Source organism: Chitinophaga ginsengisoli, from assembly GCF_003014595.1.
Taxonomy (GTDB): domain Bacteria; phylum Bacteroidota; class Bacteroidia; order Chitinophagales; family Chitinophagaceae; genus Chitinophaga; species Chitinophaga ginsengisoli.
In genome coordinates this window covers 228,023-253,546 of record NZ_PYGK01000008.1, presented here as the reverse complement: position 1 = coordinate 253,546, position 25,524 = coordinate 228,023, and the positions used below count along the sequence as shown (strand labels likewise).

The following is a 25,524-nucleotide window of genomic DNA, read 5'->3' as shown; positions in this document are numbered from 1 at the left end:
TATGTATATTTATTTTGTATATTAGATATTGATAGTCTGGCTTTTGGAGCGAAAAAAAAGTTTTATTCCACGCATAATATTTTAACTTCGCTCTCGTTTTGGAAAAAGTACTTTTGCTTGTTTTTTGAAAACTTTTAAAAAAAAAGGGGGTATTGTTATAAGTTAAATGCATTGCAGAGAAATATTGCCAATTTTTAGAGAAAAATCAGAGTAAAACAACATTAGGGAAGTTTTTAATATTTAAACCATATCGCTTGGCCGCTTGCAGGGGGAAAAATGCAAGATGGCGGCCTGCATGAACCATAACATTATAGAAAAACCATGAAAATCAGACATGACTACCGCAGGCATGCGCTTATAGCCGCGGCCACACTCCTTTCGTTTATTGTAGGATGTAAGAAAGAGGCAGACGAAAGTATCGATAAGACGATCGGGAATTCAGCGACAAGTGTCACCACCACAACAGGAAGGACATTTACATTAGTACCGGATGCATACGGAAGATTGATCATAAATAATTCGGCCGGAACTTATAAACCAGGTGACGTAATCAATTTGAAGGGAACCTTTAAGGCGGTTTTCATTTCTAACATGAGCGGAACAGCTACAGCTCCTATCACTTTCCAGAATCCATCAGGTTCCATTTCCTATTTTGGGGATCCTACATGGGCAGGAGGAGGCTATCCATGCGCTCTTGATTTTTCTAATTGCCATTACATTAAACTGGGTAGCCCGAATGGTAAAGCTTATTTTGTGATCAATGGTTCTACCACGACTGCAAGAGAAGCCTATTTCAACATTCACCTGGGCAACCACACTGACAACTTCGAGATCTACAACCTGAGCATCAACAATGGTGGTACAGGTATCGTAGCGAAGACAGAACCAGTTAAAGGCGATGCAACTACTGCATATCCTAACTCGACCATGTATAACCTGAGCATCCATGGTATTTCCATCAACAATACCAGGAACGAAGCGATGTACTTAGGTCATACTGCTACCTATTGGGATCTCACCGCGGGTGTTCCTTATTATGGTACTACAGCTGGTATGACTGCAGGTCACCAATATGTACAACCAATCAAATGGAATGGTGTGAAGATTTACAGCAATATCGTATCTAACAGTGGTCTGGATGGTATTCAGACAGCTGCGATGGATAACGTGGAAATCTATTCCAACACCGTGACCAACTGGGCTACACAGAAGAATTCCGCTCACAATGGTGGTATCCTGATCGGTGGACGTACAATGGGCACCAATACACACGACAATATCGTTCGTAATGGCTGGGGAGAACTGTGCCAGTTCTATGGTTCAGGTACCAATCACATTATCAAGAACAACCTGTTCTGCGATAATGTGGGCGATGGCGTGAGCATGAGAGGTGCTGCTGGTGCTGCTGTACAGTTCCTGAATAACACAGTGGCCAATACAGGAGGAAACACCCTGCGTATTAACGGCTATACTGGTCAGACAGGTACGAACATTGTAAGGGGGAACGTGTTCATTGCTCCACTGAAAGGTGTTGGTACGATCTATTCCAAGTATTATATCTATCTCGAGAATGGTGCAGTAGTGTCTGAAGGTACAGGCTCACTGGCAAACTACAAGTTCGCTACAGTAGCGCTTTCCGGTACAACTGCTACCAACTATTACCAGATCACTAATAAGACGCTTACAGGTGGTTACACATTAGGGTATGTGAAATTGTTCTAAGAGCGTAATGAGTAAGGATTAGCATCATGATTGAAATACTGCCTGAATCACGGCATATGCAATTCATGATGCTAATCCTTAACTTTTAGTTTTATTACTGATTATCTACCTGGGCTTCCACAACTTGCTGAATGCCGGCAGGTACGTTAGATAAGAGATCATAGCCGGTTGCGGCTTCTATCGCATCTACACTGGTACGGTAGTTTTTCCAGTCAGTTCCTATACTATTGATGTTTGGTGTATTTACCGCAATCACCCGTGTAGACGAGGTAATGCGGCTAAGATCATTATTACCATTAGAGATAACAACAATTACTTTCCATACGTTGGATGGTACCGTAACATGACCATTGTCTATCGTGGTTGTAGTGCCTCCGTTACTTCCGGTGCCTCCGGTACCATAATTCCCCATTATTATATATACTTCATTGCCTGCTGTAACGAGCGAGCGTGTATACATTTCCAGGTTATTCCATGTCTGCTGATTGTTCTGCGGCGCTTGAGGAATCATGTTCGTCATCAGGAAGGTAGAAGAATTAGCTGTAACAGTTGACGTTCTATCTGCAGAAGGACAGTTATGTCCGCGGTCAAAACCGCTGCCGGAATAACTGGTGGCGCCTACCTGGTACCATCCTGAAGGCAGGCTGGTATTGGCCCTGAAATCATCCTGACGTGCTGCGCTTCCAAGGTCGGAACTGCTGATATGCCAGCTTACCCAATTGGGTGTTCCTCTGACATTATTGTAGGACAGCACGTAATACGTCTGATCCATTAGGTAATTGGTAGGGTAGGAGGTGCTGGCTACTGCGCCACTCGGATTGCCCAGCAGCAAATGGCTATTGTCTCCCGGTGTACCACCTCCGCCTGAAGTGCCGGTGCTGATGCTAATGTTATCAATGTTGATACGGTTACTACCACCGGATACCTTCCGGATAGACAAGCGGATGTTCCCCGTTACATTGACGGTGAAGGTGGCTGTTTGCAGGGTTGTGGAAGAAGTGGTAACCGTACTGCCGGTCTGCGTGTAAGTACTGCCACCATCGGTGGAGATCCAAAGTTGCCAGGTACTACTTCCGTCAGAGCCGAATACGCCATGCGAGATAGTAATGGTATTCGCACCGGTGGCATTGAAGTTCATAGTAATAGATCCTGTATTCCGGATGCGGGCAGAGGCCAGGCCCGTCTTCGCGTCTGTTGACAGATTGCCGATAAGTGCCTCATCGAAATACCAGCTGCCACTGCCAAGTGTAACGTTCGCAGCTGCGTAGGCGGCTTTAGTGCCTGATTCAAAATCTTCCGTCAGAGAAACAGCTGCTACACTTACCTCGCTTACCTCGGCTTTTACAGCGGGCGCAGGTTGTGGTGTGATCTCGTCTTTTGTACAGGAAGCAATAGTGAAAGAAATGACTGCGATCCAAAGCAGTCTTGGGGAAAGGGTTTTCATGGTGTTTTGAGTTTTGACTGTTCTAAAGGTATGGATACCGCCTGCAGAAAGGAATAGTTTTGTATTAGTTTTTAGTAAAATAATATTAATGGAAAAATGCTAAAACCGTTTACCGATTTCTTCTGAAAAAAAAAGTGCTCATAACAAAATATTAACATTTGTCCATGACGTTTAACTGCAGATTTATATAAATATATGTATATATGTAAGAGGTGTAGAAAGCCTGTAAAATGAGTACACATCCCCGTGAGTCTCAGCTTTACAACAGGTATTATCCGATGAGGTGGCCTTAATTGTTCCTGGCATATGCGATTAGCAAGCCGATGTGCTAATGGAGTCATCATGTTGTAAAAAATATCCTGGCTGATATAAATAAGAGAGGCTGTCTGCCGGAGCAGAACAGCCTCTTGCCATCAATCACAACAGATCGGTTATTGCGTTATTGTTATTTCAGTACCTGCGTTCCAGTGTTTGTATTCCGGCATATAGTACAGGTAGGTAGTACCGGCTTTTCCTCTGTACTTCCCGGCGATTTCCGCCTTCAGGTCAAGATTGACCTGCTTAGTTTCTCCTGCTGCAAATCCCATCCAATATAACACCAGGTAGTTGTCGAAGATCTCGTAGTAGGCAACCTGGTTCTTCTCCATGATCTCTTTTAATTGCCATGGCTGTACGGTTAACCCGGCCGGTATCCCGATCTTCGCGATGCTCATTGGTTGTAAATAGTTTTTGATGTTCTTCACTTCTACCTGCAATCGCACCGTCTCACCTACTTTTGTAGTATTCGTGGAGAGATGAGTTGACAATTTTAACTCTGCTTCCGGATTATCGGGCGGCAATAAGGTATAATAGGCCAGTTCCAGCTGATAGGGAATACCATCTTTTTCACTGGTATATTTTACAGAGAAAGTATTGTTTCCTTCTTTGATATTGCTAATGATGTTCTTTCCTGCAAGTGTAGGCTCATTGTTTACTTTTATTTCCATTTTTGATGCAGCGGCCATTTCACCTGCCAGTTTCCTGTATTCAACAATGGCCTGCAATGCAAGTATTGTAGCTTGTGTAGAGCCGTATCCGTAGTAGGTCTTTTCACCAAGTATAAGAGATATTACATTGGCGACAGCTGCCAGGTCCGGAGATTTTGCTCTTGTCAATGCAATGGCATACAGCGCCATTGTTTCTACTTTAAGCGATTGTGCCCTGGAGTTTGTTACACTTGTTTCTGATTGCATTTTGGTTTGCTGCAGCGCTTCCATCAGCTGAGTGTAATCCCTCTCATTCTTCATGTTGCTGGCAGCAATGGCCATCATCGCTAGCTGATATGCATCTTTGCTGTTTAGTGCCTGTTTAACGGCAGTTTCATATTCCAGTTGTATTTCACTGCCCACACCAGCCTGGGTAAGCGCATATACGATATAGATGTTAGCGATCTTATTAGGTACAGATGCAAAGGCATCATACCCGTTTTTAACAATATTGAATGTGCCTTTGCCATCCCTGCGATCCAACAGGAATTTTTTAGTACGGGCCAGCATGCGATCATCAACGTTAACGAACTCCTTCATGTCTGTAAATTCCAGCAGGCCGTAGGCTGTAAGCGCTTCATGTGCAGGTGTCTTACCGAACCATTCAAAACCATTTTCGGCTGTCTCAAATCCGATCAGTCGCTGATAACCATCCCTTATATATGTCAATGCCTTTTTTTCAACAGCCAGATTGCTCTTGTTGGTTGAACGAAGATATTTCAGGATGTAGATGTTAGGATAGGTGCTGGAGGATGTCTGCTCAAAGCAACCGTAAGGTTCTCTAAGCATGGATTCTATATCATTCAGCAATTGTCCTTCCAGGTTATTGAACACTTTCAGTTCCGTTGCCAGACTACCGGCCATCATATTACCTATAGTAAAGTTGGTAGCAGTTGCCTTATTACCTGAAATGGTTGTGATGACCGGGAAGCCATTACTGTTGACCGTAATTGGCAGTGATATCTTTTCAGTGGCTGCCTCTGTGGACACAACAAATTTGATATCACCCTTAACGGCAGCGTTGGCCTTTACAGGAATGAGTACCTGTGTGGCGCTGTCGGGTCCGATGTTTACGGTATTGTCATAGTTACCGGCAACCATATTGTCCGGGAGCTCTGCACTGATATTGGCAGCCATGGCTTTGCTACTGCTGTTCCTGATAACAAGCGGAATGAGCGCATCATCACCAATGGTCATATAGGGTGGTATCTTGGCATCTATACTCATAGGCGGTTGTACGGCATAGGTCATTTCCGTTCTGCCGAGTTTACCATTATAGCCAATACCCTCGGCAATGGCACGGAAAGTAGTAGTGGCGTCGGAGTTATAGAACTCTATCTTCGCATCCCCGTTTTTGTCAGTTTGTACTACAGGGTTCCAGTAGATGGTTTCCCGAAAGTCGTCTCTTTCTTTCGTTTCCGGGGAATGGTATTTAGGAGCGTAGAAGCGTCTTGCTACAGTATAGGCGTCATTCTTCAATTGTACCGATTTTGACGCATAATAGTAAGTGCGTTCAAGGTTAATAACAGTCCTGGGATATCGGATTGCATTTTTAGTTGTAATGATGATGACACCATTTGACCCCCGGCTGCCGTATATAGCGGTGGCGGCGGCATCTTTGAGTACAGTAATGCTTTCAACATCAGCCGGATTAAGGGCCTGCTCAAGATCGCTGACAGGAATGCCATTCAGGACGATCAGCGGCTGATCCAGTCCTGAAACAGACTTCATACCTCTGATCTGCACATGAGGGGCATTTCCCGCTGCTCCTGTTGCTGCCGTGATCTCCAATCCCGCAACTCTACCCTGCAGCGCAGCTAAGGGGGGAGTGGTCGCAATATCGTTTGTTTTCACAGCGGTGACGGCGCCTGTCAGCATTCTTTTTGTTGTTGCACCATAGCTTACTACTACCACTTCCTCGAGCCCTTTCACATCACCGTCGAGGAACCCTTTCAATTTTTCAATTTCATTTTCCTTAAGTGCTCCTTCCGGAGCAATATCCCGTTTTTTAGGTGCTTCGTTTAATGCCAGTATTGGAGGAGGCAGACGGTCGTCATCATCAAAAGGATCTCTTGTCGTCCTGGCCGGCATCGGCGCGTTGCCGGTGCCCTGCTCCAGTATCGTGATGGTGACAGGCTCCTTTTTACGTGTTGAGCGGGCGATGAGGTAATAGTTCAGCGCCGGACTAATATCTGTAAAGAAGAAAAGACCATCGTCGCCGGTAGTCTGCTGTACCGCATTCCCATTGGTATAGATACGCTTATCTGTGCTGCCGATGAGATATACCGCTGATTTTACAGGGTTACCATTCTTATCTGTGATCCTCCCACTCAGGATGTTATTCAGGTCAGGATTATATTTGGGCTTACCTGTTTTCTCGATATAATCAATGTAATCAAAGTAGCGGTAGCCATGTGTCAGCATCACCAGGTCGAGCGAAGGGATAGCGGCTTTTTCTTCCTGTTTGAAATAGAACTGAGGTTCTTCTATTTTACCATGTAATTCAGAACTCATCAATAACCAGGAGAGAATGTGGTCTTGTTTATCATCAGCAAGCGACCATAACTTGTCATCTATTACTGACAGTGAGAAATTGGAGGGGATAGGCTTCCCGTTTTCATCCAGTGTTTTAAGATGCAGGGTTACCTTTTCCCGGGGTTGATATTTGCTTTTATCTGCTGTCAATTTCACCTGTAAGATCCTGTTGGGATGCAGGAATACAAGCCTTTCTGCAAGCGGGACGCGTTGTGTGGTAGTAACCGTAAATCGTGCAATGCCGGCAGGAAAGTTTGCAGGGTCCAGGTCAATCAGTTGTTCACCCTTTTTAAGCGCAATCTCTTTGTTGTAATAAACATCGTTTTTACTTTGACCAGTCAGTCTTATTTTCATATCCTGCGTGCTGCTTATTTTAAACTGCAGCAGGTTATCCTTTCTGCTAATGTTCATCACGATGCCTTTTGAGGCAGCGGCAGGAAGGTCAAAGGCTTGTTTTATTCCCGAAGGCGAAATAATCCTTGTACTATAGATCTTTCCCTTTTCAGGTGTGAAAGAGAATCGCCCCATACCATCATGATAACTGGTAAAGGTAGTCACCACGTTTCCCTGGTTGTCAAGCACTTCACCACTGACGTCAGCAGGTTTACCATACTCGTTGACAGCCTTGAATGCAATGTTGGTTGGAATGCTTTCCACCAGTGTACCTCCTTCCGGCATAAATTGCAGGTCGATCTTATTCAGCGCAATGGGAATGCTTCTGGAGATTGCTTCTGTATAGGCGTCATAGTTGACGGTGATATTCAGCACACCGTCGTTTGTATTCAAATCAGGGGGTAATTTGAAGCTGATATTTGTCTTGCCATCTGCATCCGTCAGGGCCTTTCCGGTATTAACGCTTTTCCCGCCGAGAGAGACAGTATATTTTATTTCATAGTTTTTAATGGCTTTATTCGATAGACTACGGATGGAATAGGCGGCCACTACTTCATCTCCCGGACCATAACCTTTTTTAGGGAAATCCAGTTTCATCATTACCCTGGGGGTGATCACCTTTTGCACTGTCAATTCCCTGGTGAACCAGGCAGATTCCTTTTCATTCCTCATCCAGGTAGTGTAGGCCCTGATCTTATATAAACCGCCGGTAGCTTCCTTGCCAAATTGGTAATACCCTTCTGCATATCCTTCATCCGCCCTGTAGCTCATTTTCTCGAGCACACTGCCTGAAGGACCCAATATCTCCACAAATACCACATTGCTGATGGCAGAGATCTGCTGGTTCTTGGCATTGACGAGGTACAATTTGAAGAAGAGGTCTTCTCCAGGTTTGAAAAATACATGATTGGTGTGTATGTAGATCTTCTCTTTATTATCATTATACGCTGCCAGCTGTGCAGTGCCTTTGCCGGCGATAGCAAGCATGCATACTATCAGCAGGAAATAAGCTTTTATATAGTTCTTCATGGTCTTAGAATTGGAGTGAGACATTAAATCCATAGGTCTTTACGGCAGGCAGGTTGAAAAAGTCAAGGCCTGTGGTGTTAGGCTGATCGAACAGCAGCTGACCAGGATCTGCTCCTTTGTAGGCTGACCATAACAGGATATTGTCTACATGGGTAGATAGCGTTAGTTGCTGTTTCTTGTGGTTCAAGCCAAACTTGTAACTCAGCGAGACGCTGTTCAACCTGAGGTAATCAGCTTTTTGTACATATTCTTCTGCTACGCCTGTCAGGCCATACCTTGTCCAACGATTGCTTGTTACAGGTTGAGAGGCATCGTAAAAGCTAACAGGTATATCATTCACGTGACCGTCCTGCTTTACGCCATTGAATACATAGTTGGTGACATTTCTTTGTGCTCCGGAAGTAGCAGATCTGCCATAGTAATCCAGCACTGCCTGTGTGCCATTCCATGTCTCACCTCCTTTCTTCCATTCCCAGTTTGCATCCAGTATGAAGTTTCGCCACCTGAGGGTGTTATTGAGTTTCATTGTGAAATCCGGGATCGGATTGCCAATGATCTGCGGTTTCGGATCTACCAGAGGAAAACCGTCATTACCGATCACTATATTGCCCGAAGCGTCTTTTAAGTAAGCATTGCCAACAATTACACCAAGCGGTTGTCCTTGTACCAAGGCCTTGTGAACATTGCTGAAGCCTGCAATAGGCGTAAAATTATCACCTTCATTTACCCGGGTTACCGTACTGCTATATGTAAAGAAGGATAGCATACCTGAAATGCCCATGTCTCTTGCAAGGCGCCGGTCGTAGACCTGTAATTCGAGCTCAATACCCTTGTTGTGGAGGTCTGCCATGTTCTTCAGGTGGAGTGCTCCGTCCTGATAAACAGGGAATACGTCATTACGTATGTTCTTAACATAAGCACTGGCACTTAGTTCAAATATCCATTGGTAGCTCAGCGCCAGTCGTCCGTCCCATTCCCTGTGATTGACAGGCGTAATCCCTTTATAGCTGCTTACTTCTGTGGTGGGGCGATAACGAAATACCCCGTCAGTGGAATATTGCAACAGATTGGTATATGCCATTGATTTATCAATGAATAATTCGCTGTTTATTTCATGATAAGAGGATGATATACTCAGGTTAAACCCGGAAAGTATGTCCCGTACGCCCAGTGCTACATCAACAGCGGGAAGGATGAAATTATTCTTCGAAGCAGTATTGGATAGATAGAACTTATTGCCTGCATTTATTTTTACTGCGATATTCCTTTTCTCGTATTCACCATTGATTGTAAAGAGGGCATCATGTGATGATCGCTGATAGTTATACAATTTTGCATCCGGATTATATCGTATGCGGGTATTTGCATTACCGTAGGTATAGAACAGTCTCAGTTTGGTCTTAAAGTAGTTATTGTTGTATTGTATGTCATAGGCGCCCTGTGTTTGTAAGAGATAATTAAGATCTTTTTTATTCCTGTCGGTATACATACCATTGGCCCATTCCACAGTGCCTGGTTTATAGCTTTCTAATGTGTTCTCCTGTACCTGCTGTAGCGACTGTGTAACTTTTATATTCAACCGGGAGGTGACCAGATCTAATATGAGAGAGGCATTCTGTTCAGTAAAATGGTAGTGGTTATCATTGTCTTTTAGCAAGAACCATGGATTGTCAGCCATATTACTATAACTGCGTTGTGCATCTCCGATCGTCGTACCTTGTATGTTGCTAAAGGATGCCGGTGTAAGCAGCGCATTTTGATAGGCCCTGTTTAGAAAACCGGTTCTGTTGCCGTTAGTTAGTTTATTATGATTATAGAGGTAGGAACCTTTAACGGATAGCCATTTCAGGCTGGTCCCTACATCTACTCCCAGTGTCTGTGAAATACTTTTGTTCTTTTTGATAATGGTATTCTCATCACGCTGTCCCAGTTTCAGTCCGAAGTTCCATTTGCGTTTACTATACCGGAACAGCTCTCCCAGTACTTTCAGTTGATGGGAATGGGCCACGGCGGTCCTGAAGATACTGTTGTCATATGCTATGGCAGATTTCCCATTTCCTGTACCCGATGGGGCCAGTCTTCCATTCTGGTCATAAGGATAATTACTACCATCAAATTCAAGTGCGTGGATATTGGGGCCATAACTAAACATTTCCCCTGTTTCAGGCCCTCTCCAGGTAAGCGCTCCATTCACAGCGCGGCCTTGCACATAATCCTGTTGTAGTGCTGGCAGCCGGTTATGCGTTTTGATCTCAATACTTCCGTTATAGGTAGTGGAAAGGGTCAGGTATCGGGTATACTGTGGAGATACCTGGATACTATTGCCCGATATTTTTATACGCCTGATGGTAAAGTCAGGGTAGAACTGACCTTTCAGCTTCAGGTGTGTATTTCTGCTGTTACTGACAGAATCTATGGGGTCGATGCTACCTCTCAGCTTTCTTACCTGCTCCATATAGTCCCCCGAGATAATGGGATCCACACTACTGCTTACCTGTGCGGCTGCGAGGGTGGGAAGTAAAAGAAGGAGTAAAGTTAATTTCAAGGTATCAGTTTTTAGGTGATATAAATATAGTGATTCCGGTGGTCCATGTTCCGGCTGTATGATGCAGCGGTTAACAAGATTCCATAAAATGAGAAAAAAAATATAAAGGGCGGGTTATTATGGGGCTAATTTGGGGGGAGGAGGGGGAACCGGCTGAAAGGTATATTGTCTTTCAGCCGGGTATTAGTTATTTATTTACGTGGGCCATGCAGTCGCAATACCCCTTCATTGCTTGTACCCGTAATGCCTCTTGCGTTAGCGCCTGTTTTTGGGAATTTATTGCTTTCTTATTAACCCTGGTTAAAAAGTCTGGCAATTGCAGCCCTGCAATCTGTTTCTGAATATCCTTTTCAGATACAGCGTCGAGTATTAGACTGATTGCCTGGCTCTTTGATGTAATAAAACTTGTAGCGCCATAGTATAGCTGTGGGTTGTTTTTATTCTCTCCGATAGCGATAATGTATGCCTTGACACCTTGAGGAAGAGGAGTGCCACCGTCTTCTTCATAAAATCCGTAGAGATCACTGTTTTTCAGGTATCCTCCTTCTGTCAGTATTTTATTGGAGGGAATTACCAGAAAGACGGAGATGCTCTGATCTTCTTTTTCAGCGATGCTGACTGTCAGTTTGCTTTGGCTCACATTATCGGCATTTTTCAATGCCATGTCTATATTATACCATCCGAAAGTATTGATGTCTACAGTGTAGTAAAATGATTTGTTGTATTTCGGCGTTACCAGGTTTTTGAACACTGTGACTGATGTAGTATCTATTATAACATCCCCGGTTAAAAGCTGATTGCCGGCATTTAGTATTGTACCTGTTACTTTGATAAAGTAATCATCATTTGTAACCTCGTTGGCCAGACCAGATATTGTATTATAATACTGACAGCTATCCAACAGGACGGAGGCATTTCGGGGAGTGTCACATAGTGAATGAGGAGAAATATCTTCTTCCAGGTATGAAAAAATATCACAGATGTCCTGGTTAGTCAGGCTAGGGAATGCAGGCATTGCCTGTTTATTAAACTGGCGAAACAAGTCTATAGAATACTTATGCCCACTGGCAATTAACTCACCACTATTGCGAATAAAGCGAAACAGTTTGGCTGTATCATAATTCCAGCGCTGCATCACATCACGTAATGCAGGACCGGTAACTTGTTTATATATATTATGGCAGGAGGCACAATTTTGCTGAAATAGTACTTTGCCATGATGGGGGTCGTAGGCCTCCGAAGCAGCATCTATGGGAGTTCCTTGCGGAGCGGCGGCTGGATCCGGCGTGTCCGCCTTTGCAGGCAAAGGTTGCGGATCAACCCAGTTAATACCATTCGCTTCCGTTTCTCCTTTATAAAGTTGCATGGCATCTACTGTTTTATTAGTAGGTATCTGTATCTGCAGGGGTTTAAGTATGCTCACCTTTGTATCTCTGGCAGCATTAATATAGATCATGCCACCACTCTGTAATGGACTCCCATTACTCTGGGTACGCAGGCCGGCCAGGAGCATCTGCTCTATGGTAATTGCTTCTTTTACTTCCAGCCGGGCTGTTTTACCATCTTCTGTCTTTAATGCATGTGCAGGAATAGTGACGATAGTGCCCCCATTAAGTGCCAATACAGTGTCCCTTTCTGTATTAATATCAAATAACTGTGATGGCAGTTTGGAGGGATTAAGCATCGCCGGCAAAGGTGGCATAGATGGTAATGAATTACAACTTGCTAATAGGAGCAGCAAGGCACAGGTACGGAATAAATTGTTCATGGTAATAGTTTACATGACATAAATGTAGGATCGTACCAGAGATCAGAATATGATGAAAGTCATCTTTACAAATTATACACGAAAAAGTGCCCTGTTCTTTACAGGACACTTACAATCATTAAAAACATCTTTAACTCTTTACAATCATTCTCCGATAACCAAACCATCCTGCAACCAACACTACTAGAAATGGCCAGCAGGATAGCAGGAATACAAAAAGATTACTCAGCGTTTCCGTACCTGATAGCAAAGCGGTTACTATTCTTGTACCAAAGCCCGCACGGGTAACTTTGTCAGGGTTGACGATCACCTGGATATCTGCCTGTTGCGGCTGAAACAATTGCACCGAGAAAGTAGCATAATGTACATCGTCGAGGATAGCCAGGTTAGCAATTCTGCGGTCCGTGCCTTCATCGTAACGTTGGTCCTGGTAAGTGGCTACATCCAGCGCTGTGCCTTTAGGCGTGGGTTTCAAAGCGGCTGGTGCAGGCGCATCGTTCTTTAAGGAATTGGAAAGATAAAGCAGCGTTTTGTCCTCCTCTTTCAAGGTGCGATAATCAATGAAGGTGGCCATAGACGTCAATGTATGTACGATAGAATCAAGACTGGCTACAGGTACACGTAAGGTGAGATTCGCCACGGGCGTGTACAGTTGTATACGCTTTAATGAATCTGCAGAATAAGGTACGTCCTGCGTCATCGCCACATCATTATGCATCGTGCTTTCTGCGATCATTCCTTCTACACCGATGACAGTGTGTTCCAGCACTGACAATGAATTGAATACATTGCTGACACGACATCGTACGTCGGCAGTCCGCACCCTTTTGCGGGAGGGAGAATTAAGCGCAGCAATGTCTTTTGATAGATTCGTGGAATCGGCTGTAGCTACAAAAGACTCCTCCTCTTTTGAAAGACCTGAGGGCGCGCTGGAGCATGCGGCAGCCAGCAGCACTGGTGCCATTAAATATAGGGGAATACGCATAAATGGTGTTTACATTTTATACTGCAAACAGGCAAAAGGTAACCCGTAAAAGAAATGTTAAAGTGAAGGGGTGAATTGGAATCCTTTTTGTGATAAATTTACCCAACCTCATAAGTTATATAAGCCAAAACAGGAAAAGACTAATATGGTGAGAGTATACTTTAATCCTGATTACACGTTGGGTTCTCCATGGACGGATGACGACGTGAAGATTGAAAATCTGCAGCATATCGCTGACGTAGACGTAAACGATCTGCGTGAGGCATTTGAGCTTTGCCAGAATACCGACCAGCCCTGGACGGGCAGAAGTGAGGTGACACCCGATGCTGCTGTTGCAGAGGGCACCCGGTCTGTGGCGCCGGGAGATGTATTGGAATTTGAAGGAGAATGGTACCTGGTAGGAGCAGCTGACTTCCAGCGGATCTGATCACATGGTTTGCAGCTCGATTAATTCTCCGATCTCCTTTGCCCGGGGCGTGAGCTGTTCCCCTTCGTACCAGTTCTCATTGCCATTCTCATCCGTCTTAATACTGACATTCAGATGTCCGTCTTCACCGCTTACATATACAAGGAATGTTCGCTGCCCATTGGTATCATCAACGTCTACCCGGGTGTCCTCCCCGTTATAGGGGATATAAAATGTTTTGCGGTTCATCGTTTTATGTTTTATTTAGTTGCCTGAAAAACTATGCCAGAACGGTAAGGAATCTTAGCTATTAGTATGAAGAAATTTATAAGGAACGTTATAGTACGGCTGTCAAACTCGGTATCTTCCAAACCGGATAAACAATTGGTATTCGATTCATTATCGCAGTTATATAAACAGATATGCGATGGAAAGAAGGACCGGGGATTGGTATTGACATGTGATTATGAAAAAACTTCTATTATCATTTTTTCCGATCAGCATAAGGGCGGAAAGGATGGATCAGATGATTTTATGCTGGCTGAAGCGTCTTATCTTACCGCGCTGCGTCACTACTACGAAAAGGGTTTTACTTTGGTAAACCTGGGCGATTGTGAGGAGCTGTGGGAGAATAAGCCCTCTGTAGTAATAGAAAGGAACAGGGAATCCCTGCTCGAGGAGGCCCGCTTCCTGCAACAGCAACGCTATTACAGGATAGTGGGCAACCATGACCTGGAATGGAACTACCAGGTGCCAAGAGATCAGTACCTGAAACCTTTGTTCGGGAAGGGATTTAAAATTTATGAAGGACTCGTCCTGAAGATGAAATATAAGGAAGCTGATGAAACGATCTTCCTGGCGCATGGTCATCAGGGAGATCTGAGAAGCGACGGGAATGCCTTCAGTAAATGGTTTGTAGCGGCTGTCTGGACACCTGTACAGCGTTGGTTTGACGTCAGGCTGGATACATTGTCTGATAATTTTGACCTGGTAGATGAACATAACATCATCATGTATGAATGGAGCCAGCAGTATAGGAAGACGCTACTGATATCAGGACATACACATAAGCCGGTATTTGCGTCTATGGACCACATAGACCGGCTCACCAAACAGCTCATAAAGGCAAGGGAGAAACATGATGAAGAACGCATAAAGGCATTACAGGATGCTTTGGAAAAGCGGAAGGCTGAATATGCAGGAAAGCAGTTTGTGAAGACAATGGTAAGCCCCAGTTATTTTAATACCGGCTGTTGTTGTTTCGGTGATGGCGATATTACGGGCATAGAGATCGCCGAAGGGTTTATCCGTCTTGTGAAATGGGAGCAGGAGGGGAAGAAGATCAACAGGATAGTATTGGAAGAAGCGCCGCTGGATTATCTGTTTGACCAGTTATAAGCAGCGGCGCTTTTGTTTAATTTTTATCCAGGAGTTTCTTATGTGATTCGTTGTACCTGTCGCCTACATTAGGATATTTCGCCAGCAGGTCTTCGATCGCTTGTTTATCAGCGGGTGAAAGGGTAATATCCACCGCCGCCGCATTTTCCTCCAGGTATTTCCTTCGTTTGGTGCCGGGGATCGGGATGATGTCCTCTCCCTGGTTCAGTACCCAGGCCAGTGCCAGTTGCGCAGCAGTACATTGTTTGCCGGCCGCCAGTTCGGCAAATGCTTCCGCCAGGTTCCTGTTGTTCTCGGCATACGCTCCCTGGTACCGTGGCAAAGTTTTTCTGAAATCATCTTCTTTTAGTGTATTTACATCCAGCGTATTGGTGACAAGGCCACGCGCCAGCGGACTGAATGGCACGAAAGAGATCTTCAACTCCTGGCAAACGGGAATGATCTGATCTTCTACGTCTCTTGTCAGCAGAGAGTACTCACTTTGCAAGGCTGAAATAGGATGTACCGCATGTGCCTTACGGATAGAATTTACACCTGCTTCAGATAATCCCAGGTAGCGCACCTTCCCTTCTTTTACCAGGTCGGCCATCGCTCCCACAGTTTCTTCAATGGGCACCTTCTGATCAACACGGTGTACGTAGTAAAGGTCGATCACATCTGTCTGTAATCTTCTGAGGCTGTCTGTCACCGCCTTTTTCATATAAGCCGGTGACCCATCGAAGCCTGAAGGCTGTCCATCAGTGAAGGTAAAGCCGAATTTGGTAGCGATGAATATTTTCGACCTGTTGGGCTTTAATACTTTGGCTACCAGTTCTTCATTTTTACCGTTGGCATAAATATCCGCTGTATCCCAGAAATTGATGCCCAGTTCAATCGCCCTTTCTAAGGTAGCGATGGATTCAACATCGTTTGCTTCGCCATAAGCATGGTTCATCCCCATGCATCCCAGCCCTATTGCAGATAATAGGACGTCTGTGTTACCTAGTTTCCTGAATTTCATGAGACCGTCGTTTGGGTTAAAGTGTTGCTGTTTACTCGATTGCTAAAGATACGAAGTAATGTGCAGAACAGTCCCAAGGAATCTTTCCCTGACTAGTTGCCGTCATCATTTTTGATGCCGCGTTTATTCTTTTGAATGCCCTGTCTGAGCTTGCCGAAATTATAATTGACACTCATATTCACGGTGCGGAAATATTCCTGTGTACGGTTATCTTGTGTGAAGAGGATGCCGTTCATTGTTATTCGGTTATTACGGTATTGTGTAAACGGATTATTGATGGTCCCGGAACAGGACAGCCTGTCTTTTATTAGTTCCTTGTTAAACCCGAAAGAGGTACTGATTATAGCGTTGGCATAGGCTTGTAATGACACCTGGTTGCGGCCGATGACATTCAGCGATGCATTCAGTTTCCACCCTTTGTTTAAACGTGCCGCAAGAGCGGTGTTCACCATATTTATCCATGTATTTAATCTGACAGCTGTTTCATTCTCCTCTCCCTTAACAGAGATGTAGACGGTATTGCCGTTAATGTTAAGGTTCAGCCAGCGCAGGAGAGGATAGTTGATACTGTAATTCAATGCAAGACCGCCTCCCTTTACATTGTTTTGAATGGTGGTGCGGGTGATATAACGGGTTGTATCAAAGGCTGCTATTTCCATGAACATGTTGTTGTTATAAGAATAGCTGATACCTGCATTGACAGACATCTTTCCAGACCAGCTGTAACTGAGCTGGAAATCGGTGATCGAGGTAGGCCGCAGTGCGGGATTGCCTGATGATTCGCTGGACGGATTTGACCGGTCTGTGAATGGATTGAGGCGGTAGATATTAGGCCGTTTCAGTCGTTGGCTAATGCCCAGGTTCAGTGAGCTGTTATTATTCAGTTTCCGGTTGATGATGAGGGAAGGGAGTAAATTAAGGAACTGCTTATGCAGGTGTGCTGAATCACTCTGATAGGCAGCGCTCATGAATGTTTGCTCAACGCGTACGCCTGCTTTTACGTCCCATTTTTTAGTGGAGAAAGTATATGAATTATATGCACTGAAAACGTCCTGACTACCATTAAAGCGGTCGGAAGAAGGATCCCGTTCAAACTTCCCGGAAGAAGACTGATAATATTCATAGCTGTAGTCGCTGGTATTATTGCGCCATATTCCTTTAACGCCGGCTTCCATGCTGAACTTTTTGAAGGTACGGACATAGTCTATCTGCGCAGCGTGTTCGCCGAAGGTCTCGTTGTTATACTGCCGGTAGCCGGGATTGAAGTAGTTGATGGTATCAGTAAAGGTTTGCTGATAGTTCAGGTCCTTGCCGTTGGTGGCGTAACGATAGGAAAAGGTGAGGAGATTATTCTTATTCTTCCTGGAGGTGATCTGGTAATTGATACCGGCGTCCATACTGTTACCTTTACCATCTTCAGTATTGTTAAGATAATAATGCTGCAGGGTGGTATGGTTGGTACTAAGGTCAGAAAGCAAATACCCTTTACCATCGGAATTATCTCTGCTGATGTTGAGCTGTGCGGCGAGCAGGTGCAGGCTATCGGCCTCATAACTAATCTCAGTGCCCAGGTAGGCCGATTTGCGGCCTGAACGCTTGTCGCCATCCTGTTCCAGGTAGGCGGGCGATTCTCCTCCTGAATGGCGCTGCATGTCATTTATAGTATGTGGCCTGTCAGACTTGCTGGCGCCACCGAAAGCAGATATGCCCAGTTTCCCGCTTTTAAGGGCGAAGGAGGCACCGGTGCCCGGTCCGTTGGCAGGAAACCTTTCACTGACATTAATAGTGCCGTTATAGCCATCTGTTTTCCTTTTAATAGTGATAATGTTGATGATACCACTCAACCCTTCACCATCATATTTGGATGGCGGTGTGGTGATCACTTCTATTTGCTGGATGGTGGATGCGGGAATGGTACGGAGTAATTGGGAAGGATCTTTTTCCAGCAGGGCAGAGGGCTTACCATTGACCAAAATGCGGAAGCTGGTATTGCCCTTGAGAAGAATATTGCCGGCCGCATCCACAGACAGGTAGGGGACTTTACGCATGATTTCGAGGACATTACTGCCTTTACTGTCAGGATCGGCCTGGAAGTCGTAAATAAGGCGGTCGATTTCCCGGCGGATGATCGGCTTTTGCGCGGTGACAGTCACTGTTTTCAGCCCTTTTATATGAGCTGAATCGGGTGTCTGCGCTACTACTGTCAGACTGCCTGCAAGCAGGAGGGCTGTGTATATTGATCGTAGTTGTTTTTTCATGGTAACTATTTTTTAGGCATAGCAATTCCCCTTAAAGCATTACAGGCTTTAAAAGCAGGGATTGCAATATGTGAATGATAATAGCCGGGAAGGTATAGGCAAGTGGTTGGCTCCGGCGAAGAGGGGGGAGAGATTAGTCCTGGTGCTGTTTGTTCTTCACAATGTAGAAATATACAAGGAACCCGATGGCAATGAATACGGTTTCAATACCATAAGGAAGTGTAGAGTGTTCTACGTTGTAGGGAATAAACTCCAGGACGATCAGACCCAGGCCGGCAAAAAGGAGAATAACACCCCATTTCAGCATTTCTGTGTTCAGTCGGGGAAAGGCCGGTACCAGTTTCAGTGCGTTTTCGTCTACCGGACCGTTGTCAAGAATGCGCTTTTTCAGCCGGTAATTGAGAATAGCGGTGATGACAGCGGCCATAATAGCAAAAACGGAGATGATCATGATAAAACTTCCGAGTGTTTCGACAATAGCAAACATAATTAGCGGTTTTTATCAGTAGACAAGACGAATTCCGGAAATGTTGCAAATCTCTCATAATTTTTGCAACATTTATTCCCAAACCGTTGTCTAATCTGACATGATTGATGAAAAGGAACTGCTCCCGCGTATCCTGCATGGAGACCTGAAAGCCTTTGAGGTATTGGTAAAACAATACCAGGGATTGGTGTTCCATGTAGTGAACAGGATCATCAATACAAAGGAGGACAAGGAGGATATCTGCCAGGAGGTCTTTATGAAGGTGCACCAGCACCTGCACCGGTTTGAGTATAAGTCGAAATTATCTACCTGGATTGCCCGTATTGCCTATGTAACGGCTATCAATTATTGTAAAAAGTACAGCAGCGATAATATTGTTGCGCATCCCGCCGATATTGAGAATTATAGTTTTACAGAAGAAAACCCGGGAAAGCTGCTGGATAAAAAGGACGTAACGGAGTATATTAACAGGCTGATTGCACAGATGCCGGAGCAATACAGGACGGTGTTGACATTATTCCATTTAAACGAGTTCTCGTACCAGGAGATAGCCGAAATAACGGGCATGCCGGAGGGAACGGTGAAAAGTTACCTGTTCCGCGGAAGGAAGCTATTGAAGGAGAAATTAAGTGTTTATCTTAAAAATGAGCTGTCATGAAGGAGATGGATGACAAAAAACTGCAGGAATTACTGGAGAAGGGACTGGCTGGTCAAAAGGCTGGGTTATCGTCGGAGGAGGCAGAAGAACTGGAGGTATACAGCATGTTATTTGAGGCGCTGGGCAATGAGCCTGTCCCGGATCTGCCCCATGATTTTGCCGTAAAGGTGACTGCTAAATTAAGGTCACGAAAGCAGCGTATGGCGGAAACGCGGTTTAACGGGATCGTTGTCTTCTGCTGCCTGTTCTTCGGTGGAAGTTCCATCGCAGCAATCATACATTTTGGCGGAGGAGAGGTGATCTTTGGTTTCATTTCCCGCTATGGGACCATATTTATCCTGGGTACCATCCTCCTGCTGCTGATACAATACCTTGACCAGAAGCTGGTGAAACAGGCACTCCTGAAAGGAAGATAAATGCGCTCCTGACTACAATTCGACACCGTTGAATTGATACAGGGCTTCATCCTGCTGTTTTATAGCGTTTTTGCTTGTGTAACCTTTGAATGTAATGTAACCTTTTGATGTAATTCTTTGTTGGAAAGGTATAGGGAAAATGGGTAGTGGCCGTCCCCTGATTTGGGGATATAGCCCCAGTGTATTTCAGTTTACTTTCGTGCTCTCTTAAATACACAACGCTCAACCTAAACCTAAACAGCATCAAATGAGAAATTTTATTATTCTGCTGATAGTACTCTTTGCGGCATGTAATCAACACCCCCAGGGTGTTAACTATCAACAGTATTTTCTGCCACACGATTCCGGTGTTCAGACTGGCGGTGTTAAAATGGTAGAAATAATAACACCGAAAGGTAAATTTCATGTATGGACAAAACGGATCGGCAACAACCCTAAGATGAAACTGTTGCTCCTGCATGGAGGCCCCGGTGCAACACATGAATTCTTTGAATGCTTCGAAAGCGTTATGCCTCAGGAAGGTATTGAACTGATCGAATACGACCAGCTGGAATCTTATTACAGTGAACAGCCCAACGACAGCAGCCTTTGGACGATGGAGCATTATGTGGAAGAAGTAGAGCAGGTACGTCAGGCATTACAACTTGACAGTACAAACTTCTACCTGCTGGGACACAGCTGGGGTGGTATGCTTGCGATAGATTATGCCTTGAAATACCAGCAGCATATAAAAGGGCTCATTATATCTGATATGATGTCCAGCATAACCAGTTATGCTGCGTACAATAAAGTGCTGAGGGCACAAATGAGAAAGTCGCTGGTCGATTCATTGGAAACATATGAAAACAATAACCAATACGGAGACAGCACCTATCAGGCACTTGTGATGAACGAATATTACAGGAAGCATATCTGTGTATTACCTGAATGGCCCGAGGCTGTCAACAGAACCTTCAAACACCTGAATGGCGCTGTTTATGTTACGATGCAGGGGCCCAGTGAATTCAAGCCCGGTGGCCGTCTCATTAACTGGGACCGTAGCGGCGACCTTCCTAAAATCAAGGTACCCACATTGACTATCGGTGCGAAGTTTGATACAATGGACCCGGAGCATATGAAGTGGATGAGCACACAGGTGCAGAATGGAAGTAATGTATATTGTCCGGAAGGCAGTCATTTCAGCTGCTGGGATGATCAGAAGCACTATTTTCCAGGGCTTATCGCGTTTATAAAGGGTGTGGATCAGGGTACATTCCGGAAGGGTTAAAGCAGTACCGTAAGGGGGCATCCTCAAAGTGATACTATTTTATCTTGGGAGTATAAGGGTGTGTTTTACAGGAGGGAAACCTGCCTTTTGCCAGTAGTATACATGCTTTAAACATGCTTTTGATATGGACTTGAGTTGGACTTGAGGTGGACTTGATCCAAATATAAGGAGGAGAAGATCATATTAGATGGGCTGACCAACGAGGCGAAAGATGCATTCGTGGGTCAGCCCTTTTTATTGTAATGATCATTGCAGAACGATCATTGTTATTTTGTTTGTTGCTGTGCCTGCGCGCTTCCGAATACTGTTTTCAGCAGGTCGGTTACACGGGCTGCAGGGTCCTGCCTGATCTTCTGCTCTTCGACTGCTACTTCCTGGAAGATACCGGCAATCGCTTTTTCGGTTACATAAGCGGTAAGGTCGGTATTTACCGGGGTGGAAGAGAATTTATTGTATACATTAAACACATCTGTCCAGTATTTGGTTGCATCTACTTTCTTCAGGGCGTCGCTGATAGCCGGTTTGAAAGCAGTGGTCAACGCAGCGGTGGTCTTATCCTTGAAGTAGTTGGTAGCGGCAGAGTTACCTCCTTTCAGGATGCCCAGGGCATCAGTAATGGTCATTTGTTTGATGGCGTTTACGAAGATAGGAGCGGCAGATTTAGCAGCTTCTTCTGCGCCTCTGTTCATGGACAGGATGGCCTTATCCACAACACTGCCCAAACCTACATTACGTAGGGTATTTTCCACCTTCTGAGCCTCAGGAGGCATCAGTATTTTAAGTGCGGCATTAGCGAAGAAACCGTTGGCAGCGGAAAGCTTATTTGCACTGTTCTGGGTACCGATAGTGAGTGCTTCCTTCAGCGCCGCAGCGATCTGTGCGGAACTCAGACCACCTGAAGTTGGAAGGTTATTCAGGATCTGTTGCGAAGTTTCACAACCAGTGCTCGTCAATAGGAGTGCGGCTAAAATACATGCAAAAAAGCCTTGTTTCATAATAGATTGTATTACATTGATAAATGGTAGAGATCACAAAGATAGATTTTTCTTTTTAATAGAATATTCCCTTTAAAAATGCGATATTGCATAAGGAGAAAAACAATGATCCCTAACGGTCAGGAACACTATTAAACACAGACACGGAGCATAATATTCTAAAGCCAGAGAGAAGAAAAACAGCTTTTAAACTGAGTCAGTAACCGAGCGCGCATGCCGGATTTTCATCTTCCAGTATGCGATATTTAAAGATTCCACATGAAAACGATCATCATTATCGTCGGCGTAACTGCCCTTTACATTCTATTTGTTATTGTCAAATTGATCAAACTGAATCGCAGGGCGAAAGAGATTGCGCTCAGAGCAACACAGGACCGCGCCATGCAACCTGCAGAGGAAGAAGATACGACGGACCTGCATGAAGATGGCACGCTGTCCCTGCATGACAGACAATATATTGCCTGTGGCGCCAACCTGGCCTATCTGCATGGCGACCGTATGGATACCCTGGAAACAGATAGCGACCAGGAGGAGATCAGGGGCATACTGAAAAGGGAATGGCACATCAATACCAGGGACAAACTACTGAATAACATCGACTGGCTGGTGAACCACGGCCATCGGGTATACTTCAAACCCATCTGGAATATACTGACCACCCTGCCTGTAAGGGAAAGGGCTGCAGAACTGGAAAAACTGCAACAGGAATTTACCGCGAAAGGCGACGAAATATCTGTAGATCTGTATGCTTCCAATATTTCCGAAGGTTACAAACATCTACGTGAGGAAGCGGGCTGTTTTGAAGGTAAAAAGTGTAAACTGGACGCCCTCACCTGGGACCTTGGCCGTGCTATTAATCTTTGTCGCTGGGGATATGATGCAGGCTTCCTGTCAAGGGACGAGGCCATCGGACATATCCGGAAATACGGTAAGGAGTTGCTACACAATTATACCACCTGGACTAACCTGGGCGAAAATTACCTGATGGGATTCGCTATGTGGAGCGGTGATCTTGAACAACTGGATGAACTGTACGGCGCTCATTGCGATCTGCTTTCCGAAGATAGCAGTCCCTGGGTACTGTTGGAAAGCCGCTAATGTAGTTTGTGACCGTTTTACGATACTTATAAACGATCCCGGGTATAACTTGGTTATACCTGGGATTTTTATTTTCCGTTGTGATCCTTATATACCAGCAACCTCAATGCATTAAATACTACCAATAGTGTAGATCCCTCATGTGCAATAATTGCCGGACCGATAGAAGCGATGCCCGATATGGTAAGCGGGATCAGTATCACCACCATCCCCATACTGAATACAAGGTTCTGGCGGATGATGTTTTTCGCCTGCCTGCTTAAGCGGATAGCAAAAGGCAGGAGGGACAGCTTGTCTCCCATCAATGCGATATCGGCTGTTTCAAGGGCTACATCACTGCCCGCAGCGCCCATTGCAATGCCAACGGTGCTGTTTGCCATGGCTGGGGCATCGTTGACCCCATCGCCTATCATGGCCACCTTATTTTCGTCCTGTTTTAACTTTTTGATGGCATCCACTTTCTCTTCAGGTAACAGGTCGCCCCAGGCTTCTGTCAGTCCCGTCTGCCGCGCCACCGCATCAGCCACCCGCTGGTTATCACCGGTCAGCATGATCATTCTCCGGATGCCCGCACTACGAAGTTCCTGCAATACCTGTCTCGCTTCTTCCCTTGGGGGGTCCATCACTGAGATAAGGCCGATGTAGTCATTGTTCTTTTTGACGATCATCGTGGTGTTCCCGCTTTCTTGCTGTGCAGCTACTTTTTCTGACAACTCCTGTGGTAGTTGCTCTTTTTCAAATAAGGCGGGATTGCCGATCACGATGGTGTCATTGCCAGTCCGGGCGCTGATACCCTTTCCTGCCACGGATTTGAGGTCGCTGACAGGCGGAAGTGAGGCATTTCCCAGTTTTGTTTTCCCGTCTTTTACGATCGCTTTACCCAGGGGATGATCACTCAGGGATTCTACCGCCACCGTTAGTTGCAGCAGCTCTTCTTCACTGGTGCCGTTCAGGGAAATGATATTGGTGAGTTTCGGTTTGCCTTCTGTGAGTGTGCCTGTTTTATCGAAGGCTAATGCCGTCAGCGTACCCAGATCTTCCAAGGGTCTTCCTCCTTTGATCAACACACCAGATCTGGCTGCCCTGGCTACACCGCTTAATACAGCGCTGGGAGTTGCTATCGCCAACGCACAGGGGCTGGCTGCTACCAGTACTGACATTGCACGGTAAAAGCTCTTACTGAAAGGCTCGTCTATTACGAGAAAGGCAAAGCATAATGAAGTCACCAGGATCAATACTGCTGGTACATAATATCGTTGTACCTTGTCTGTAAACCGTTGGGAGGGAGACTTTCCCGACTGCGCTTCATTCACCAGTTTTATCAGCCGGGCGATAGTAGAACCGGAAGATAAGCGGGAAACCTTTACTTCCAGCGAACCATTACCATTGATGGTACCCGCGAAGACCCTGTATTTCGCTTCCAGTTGATCGGCCTTGTCAATGTTAACCTCGGAATCGGCGACCGCCTGTTTCTCTGCAGGTATACTTTCTCCCGTAATTGGCGCCTGATTGACGCTGCTGCTACCTGCTACGATGATACCATCCGCAGGAATCTTCGTATCAGGTTTTATAACGATGATATCGCCTGTTTTCAGGGTTTCCACATCCACTTCTTCGCCCGACTTTAACAGCGCCGTTTTAGGCGTTAATTCCGCCAGTGCGGCAATAGATTTTTTTGCCTTGCCCATGGCATAATGTTCCAGTGCATGCCCAAGACTGAACAAGGATAATAGTAAGGCGCCCTCTGCCCAGTCGCCGAGTATGGCCGCTCCGGCAGCCGCTACGAGCATCAGGAAGTCAATTTCAAATTCACCCTTACTGATCGCTGTAACTGCTTCTTTAGCAGTAAAAAAACCTCCGAAGAAATAGGACCCTATATAAAACACCAGGGGTATACCCGATGGTAGCGTCTTTATAAACTGAAGCCCGAAGCCTATGCCCAGGCAAATACCGCATATAATGCTAAAGATCAGCTCCGTATTGTGACCGAAAATACCTCCATGATCGTGCGCATGCTCATGATCTTTATGTTGTTCCATAGGCGATAAATTAAGAAAATGATTTGAAACAATGCTACTTTAGTGAAAGGATATAC

At 45.2% G+C, this 25,524-nt stretch carries 18 protein-coding genes; 7 read left to right on the top strand and 11 right to left on the bottom strand.

Annotated features, from left to right (window positions below):
• The first annotated feature begins 321 nt into the window (after positions 1-321).
• Entirely contained in the window at positions 322-1,722 is a 1,401-nt protein-coding gene (locus CLV42_RS20235) for a right-handed parallel beta-helix repeat-containing protein (protein WP_106603753.1), read from the top strand.
• 94 nt (positions 1,723-1,816) lie between these two features.
• On the opposite strand, the gene CLV42_RS20230 is transcribed toward CLV42_RS20235, so the two are convergent.
• The 5 genes from CLV42_RS20230 to CLV42_RS20210 all read right to left on the bottom strand — a co-directional run bounded on the left by CLV42_RS20230 (position 1,817) and on the right by CLV42_RS20210 (position 13,446).
• Positions 1,817-3,166, bottom strand: a complete 1,350-nt coding sequence (locus CLV42_RS20230) for a DNA/RNA non-specific endonuclease (protein WP_106603752.1) — start codon at positions 3,164-3,166, stop codon at positions 1,817-1,819.
• 431 nt (positions 3,167-3,597) lie between these two features.
• Positions 3,598-8,148 (bottom strand): TonB-dependent receptor plug domain-containing protein, encoded by a 4,551-nt coding sequence (locus tag CLV42_RS20225; RefSeq protein ID WP_170117584.1) that lies wholly within the window; start codon positions 8,146-8,148, stop codon positions 3,598-3,600.
• A gap of 4 nt (positions 8,149-8,152) precedes the next feature.
• On the bottom strand, positions 8,153-10,693 hold the full coding sequence (locus CLV42_RS20220) for a SusC/RagA family TonB-linked outer membrane protein (protein WP_106603750.1): 2,541 nt from the start codon (positions 10,691-10,693) through the stop codon (positions 8,153-8,155).
• Between the two features lie 187 nt (positions 10,694-10,880).
• A complete protein-coding gene (locus tag CLV42_RS20215; RefSeq protein WP_106603749.1) occupies positions 10,881-12,461 on the bottom strand; it encodes a c-type cytochrome in 1,581 nt (526 codons plus the stop codon).
• Positions 12,462-12,591: 130 nt separating this feature from the next.
• Entirely contained in the window at positions 12,592-13,446 is an 855-nt protein-coding gene (locus tag CLV42_RS20210) for a DUF4349 domain-containing protein (protein ID WP_106603748.1), read from the bottom strand.
• 145 nt (positions 13,447-13,591) lie between these two features.
• Between CLV42_RS20210 and CLV42_RS20205 the strand changes: the two genes are divergently transcribed.
• On the top strand, positions 13,592-13,873 hold the full coding sequence (locus CLV42_RS20205) for a hypothetical protein (RefSeq protein WP_106603747.1): 282 nt from the start codon (positions 13,592-13,594) through the stop codon (positions 13,871-13,873).
• Here CLV42_RS20205 and CLV42_RS20200 read toward each other — a convergent pair whose 3' ends face one another.
• The gene (locus CLV42_RS20200) at positions 13,874-14,101 is read right to left on the bottom strand and encodes a hypothetical protein (RefSeq protein ID WP_106603746.1); all 228 of its coding nucleotides are present in this window, start codon (positions 14,099-14,101) and stop codon (positions 13,874-13,876) included. It lies immediately after the preceding gene.
• 66 nt (positions 14,102-14,167) lie between these two features.
• Between CLV42_RS20200 and CLV42_RS20195 the strand changes: the two genes are divergently transcribed.
• Positions 14,168-15,250 (top strand): metallophosphoesterase, encoded by a 1,083-nt coding sequence (locus CLV42_RS20195; protein ID WP_106603745.1) that lies wholly within the window; start codon positions 14,168-14,170, stop codon positions 15,248-15,250.
• A gap of 16 nt (positions 15,251-15,266) precedes the next feature.
• On the opposite strand, the gene CLV42_RS20190 is transcribed toward CLV42_RS20195, so the two are convergent.
• The 3 genes from CLV42_RS20190 to CLV42_RS20180 all read right to left on the bottom strand — a co-directional run bounded on the left by CLV42_RS20190 (position 15,267) and on the right by CLV42_RS20180 (position 18,995).
• Positions 15,267-16,250 (bottom strand): aldo/keto reductase, encoded by a 984-nt coding sequence (locus CLV42_RS20190; protein WP_106603744.1) that lies wholly within the window; start codon positions 16,248-16,250, stop codon positions 15,267-15,269.
• Positions 16,251-16,342: 92 nt separating this feature from the next.
• A complete protein-coding gene (locus CLV42_RS20185; protein WP_106603743.1) occupies positions 16,343-18,508 on the bottom strand; it encodes an outer membrane beta-barrel protein in 2,166 nt (721 codons plus the stop codon).
• Between the two features lie 133 nt (positions 18,509-18,641).
• Positions 18,642-18,995, bottom strand: coding sequence for a hypothetical protein (locus CLV42_RS20180; protein ID WP_106603742.1), 354 nt, complete (start codon positions 18,993-18,995; stop codon positions 18,642-18,644).
• A 100-nt stretch (positions 18,996-19,095) separates the two neighbouring features.
• Here CLV42_RS20180 and CLV42_RS20175 point away from each other — a divergent pair, with 100 nt between their 5' ends.
• The 3 genes from CLV42_RS20175 (at position 19,096) to CLV42_RS20165 (ending at position 21,336) form a co-directional block, all read left to right on the top strand.
• Entirely contained in the window at positions 19,096-19,653 is a 558-nt protein-coding gene (locus tag CLV42_RS20175) for an RNA polymerase sigma factor (RefSeq protein WP_106603741.1), read from the top strand.
• Positions 19,650-20,069 carry a hypothetical protein gene (locus tag CLV42_RS20170; RefSeq protein ID WP_106603740.1) on the top strand — a complete coding sequence of 140 codons (420 nt, stop codon included), beginning with the start codon at positions 19,650-19,652 and terminating at the stop codon, positions 20,067-20,069. Before CLV42_RS20175 ends, CLV42_RS20170 begins: the two co-directional genes overlap by 4 nt.
• Before the next feature lie 247 nt (positions 20,070-20,316).
• Positions 20,317-21,336 (top strand): proline iminopeptidase-family hydrolase, encoded by a 1,020-nt coding sequence (locus tag CLV42_RS20165; protein ID WP_106603739.1) that lies wholly within the window; start codon positions 20,317-20,319, stop codon positions 21,334-21,336.
• Between the two features lie 266 nt (positions 21,337-21,602).
• On the opposite strand, the gene CLV42_RS20160 is transcribed toward CLV42_RS20165, so the two are convergent.
• The gene (locus CLV42_RS20160; protein WP_106603738.1) at positions 21,603-22,331 is read right to left on the bottom strand and encodes a DUF4197 domain-containing protein; all 729 of its coding nucleotides are present in this window, start codon (positions 22,329-22,331) and stop codon (positions 21,603-21,605) included.
• A 258-nt stretch (positions 22,332-22,589) separates the two neighbouring features.
• Between CLV42_RS20160 and CLV42_RS20155 the strand changes: the two genes are divergently transcribed.
• The gene (locus tag CLV42_RS20155; protein ID WP_106603737.1) at positions 22,590-23,429 is read left to right on the top strand and encodes a DUF1266 domain-containing protein; all 840 of its coding nucleotides are present in this window, start codon (positions 22,590-22,592) and stop codon (positions 23,427-23,429) included.
• Between the two features lie 68 nt (positions 23,430-23,497).
• Here CLV42_RS20155 and CLV42_RS20150 read toward each other — a convergent pair whose 3' ends face one another.
• Complete coding sequence (locus CLV42_RS20150; protein ID WP_106603736.1) at positions 23,498-25,468, bottom strand: heavy metal translocating P-type ATPase; 1,971 nt, start codon at positions 25,466-25,468, stop codon at positions 23,498-23,500.
• Positions 25,469-25,524: the final 56 nt, after the last annotated feature.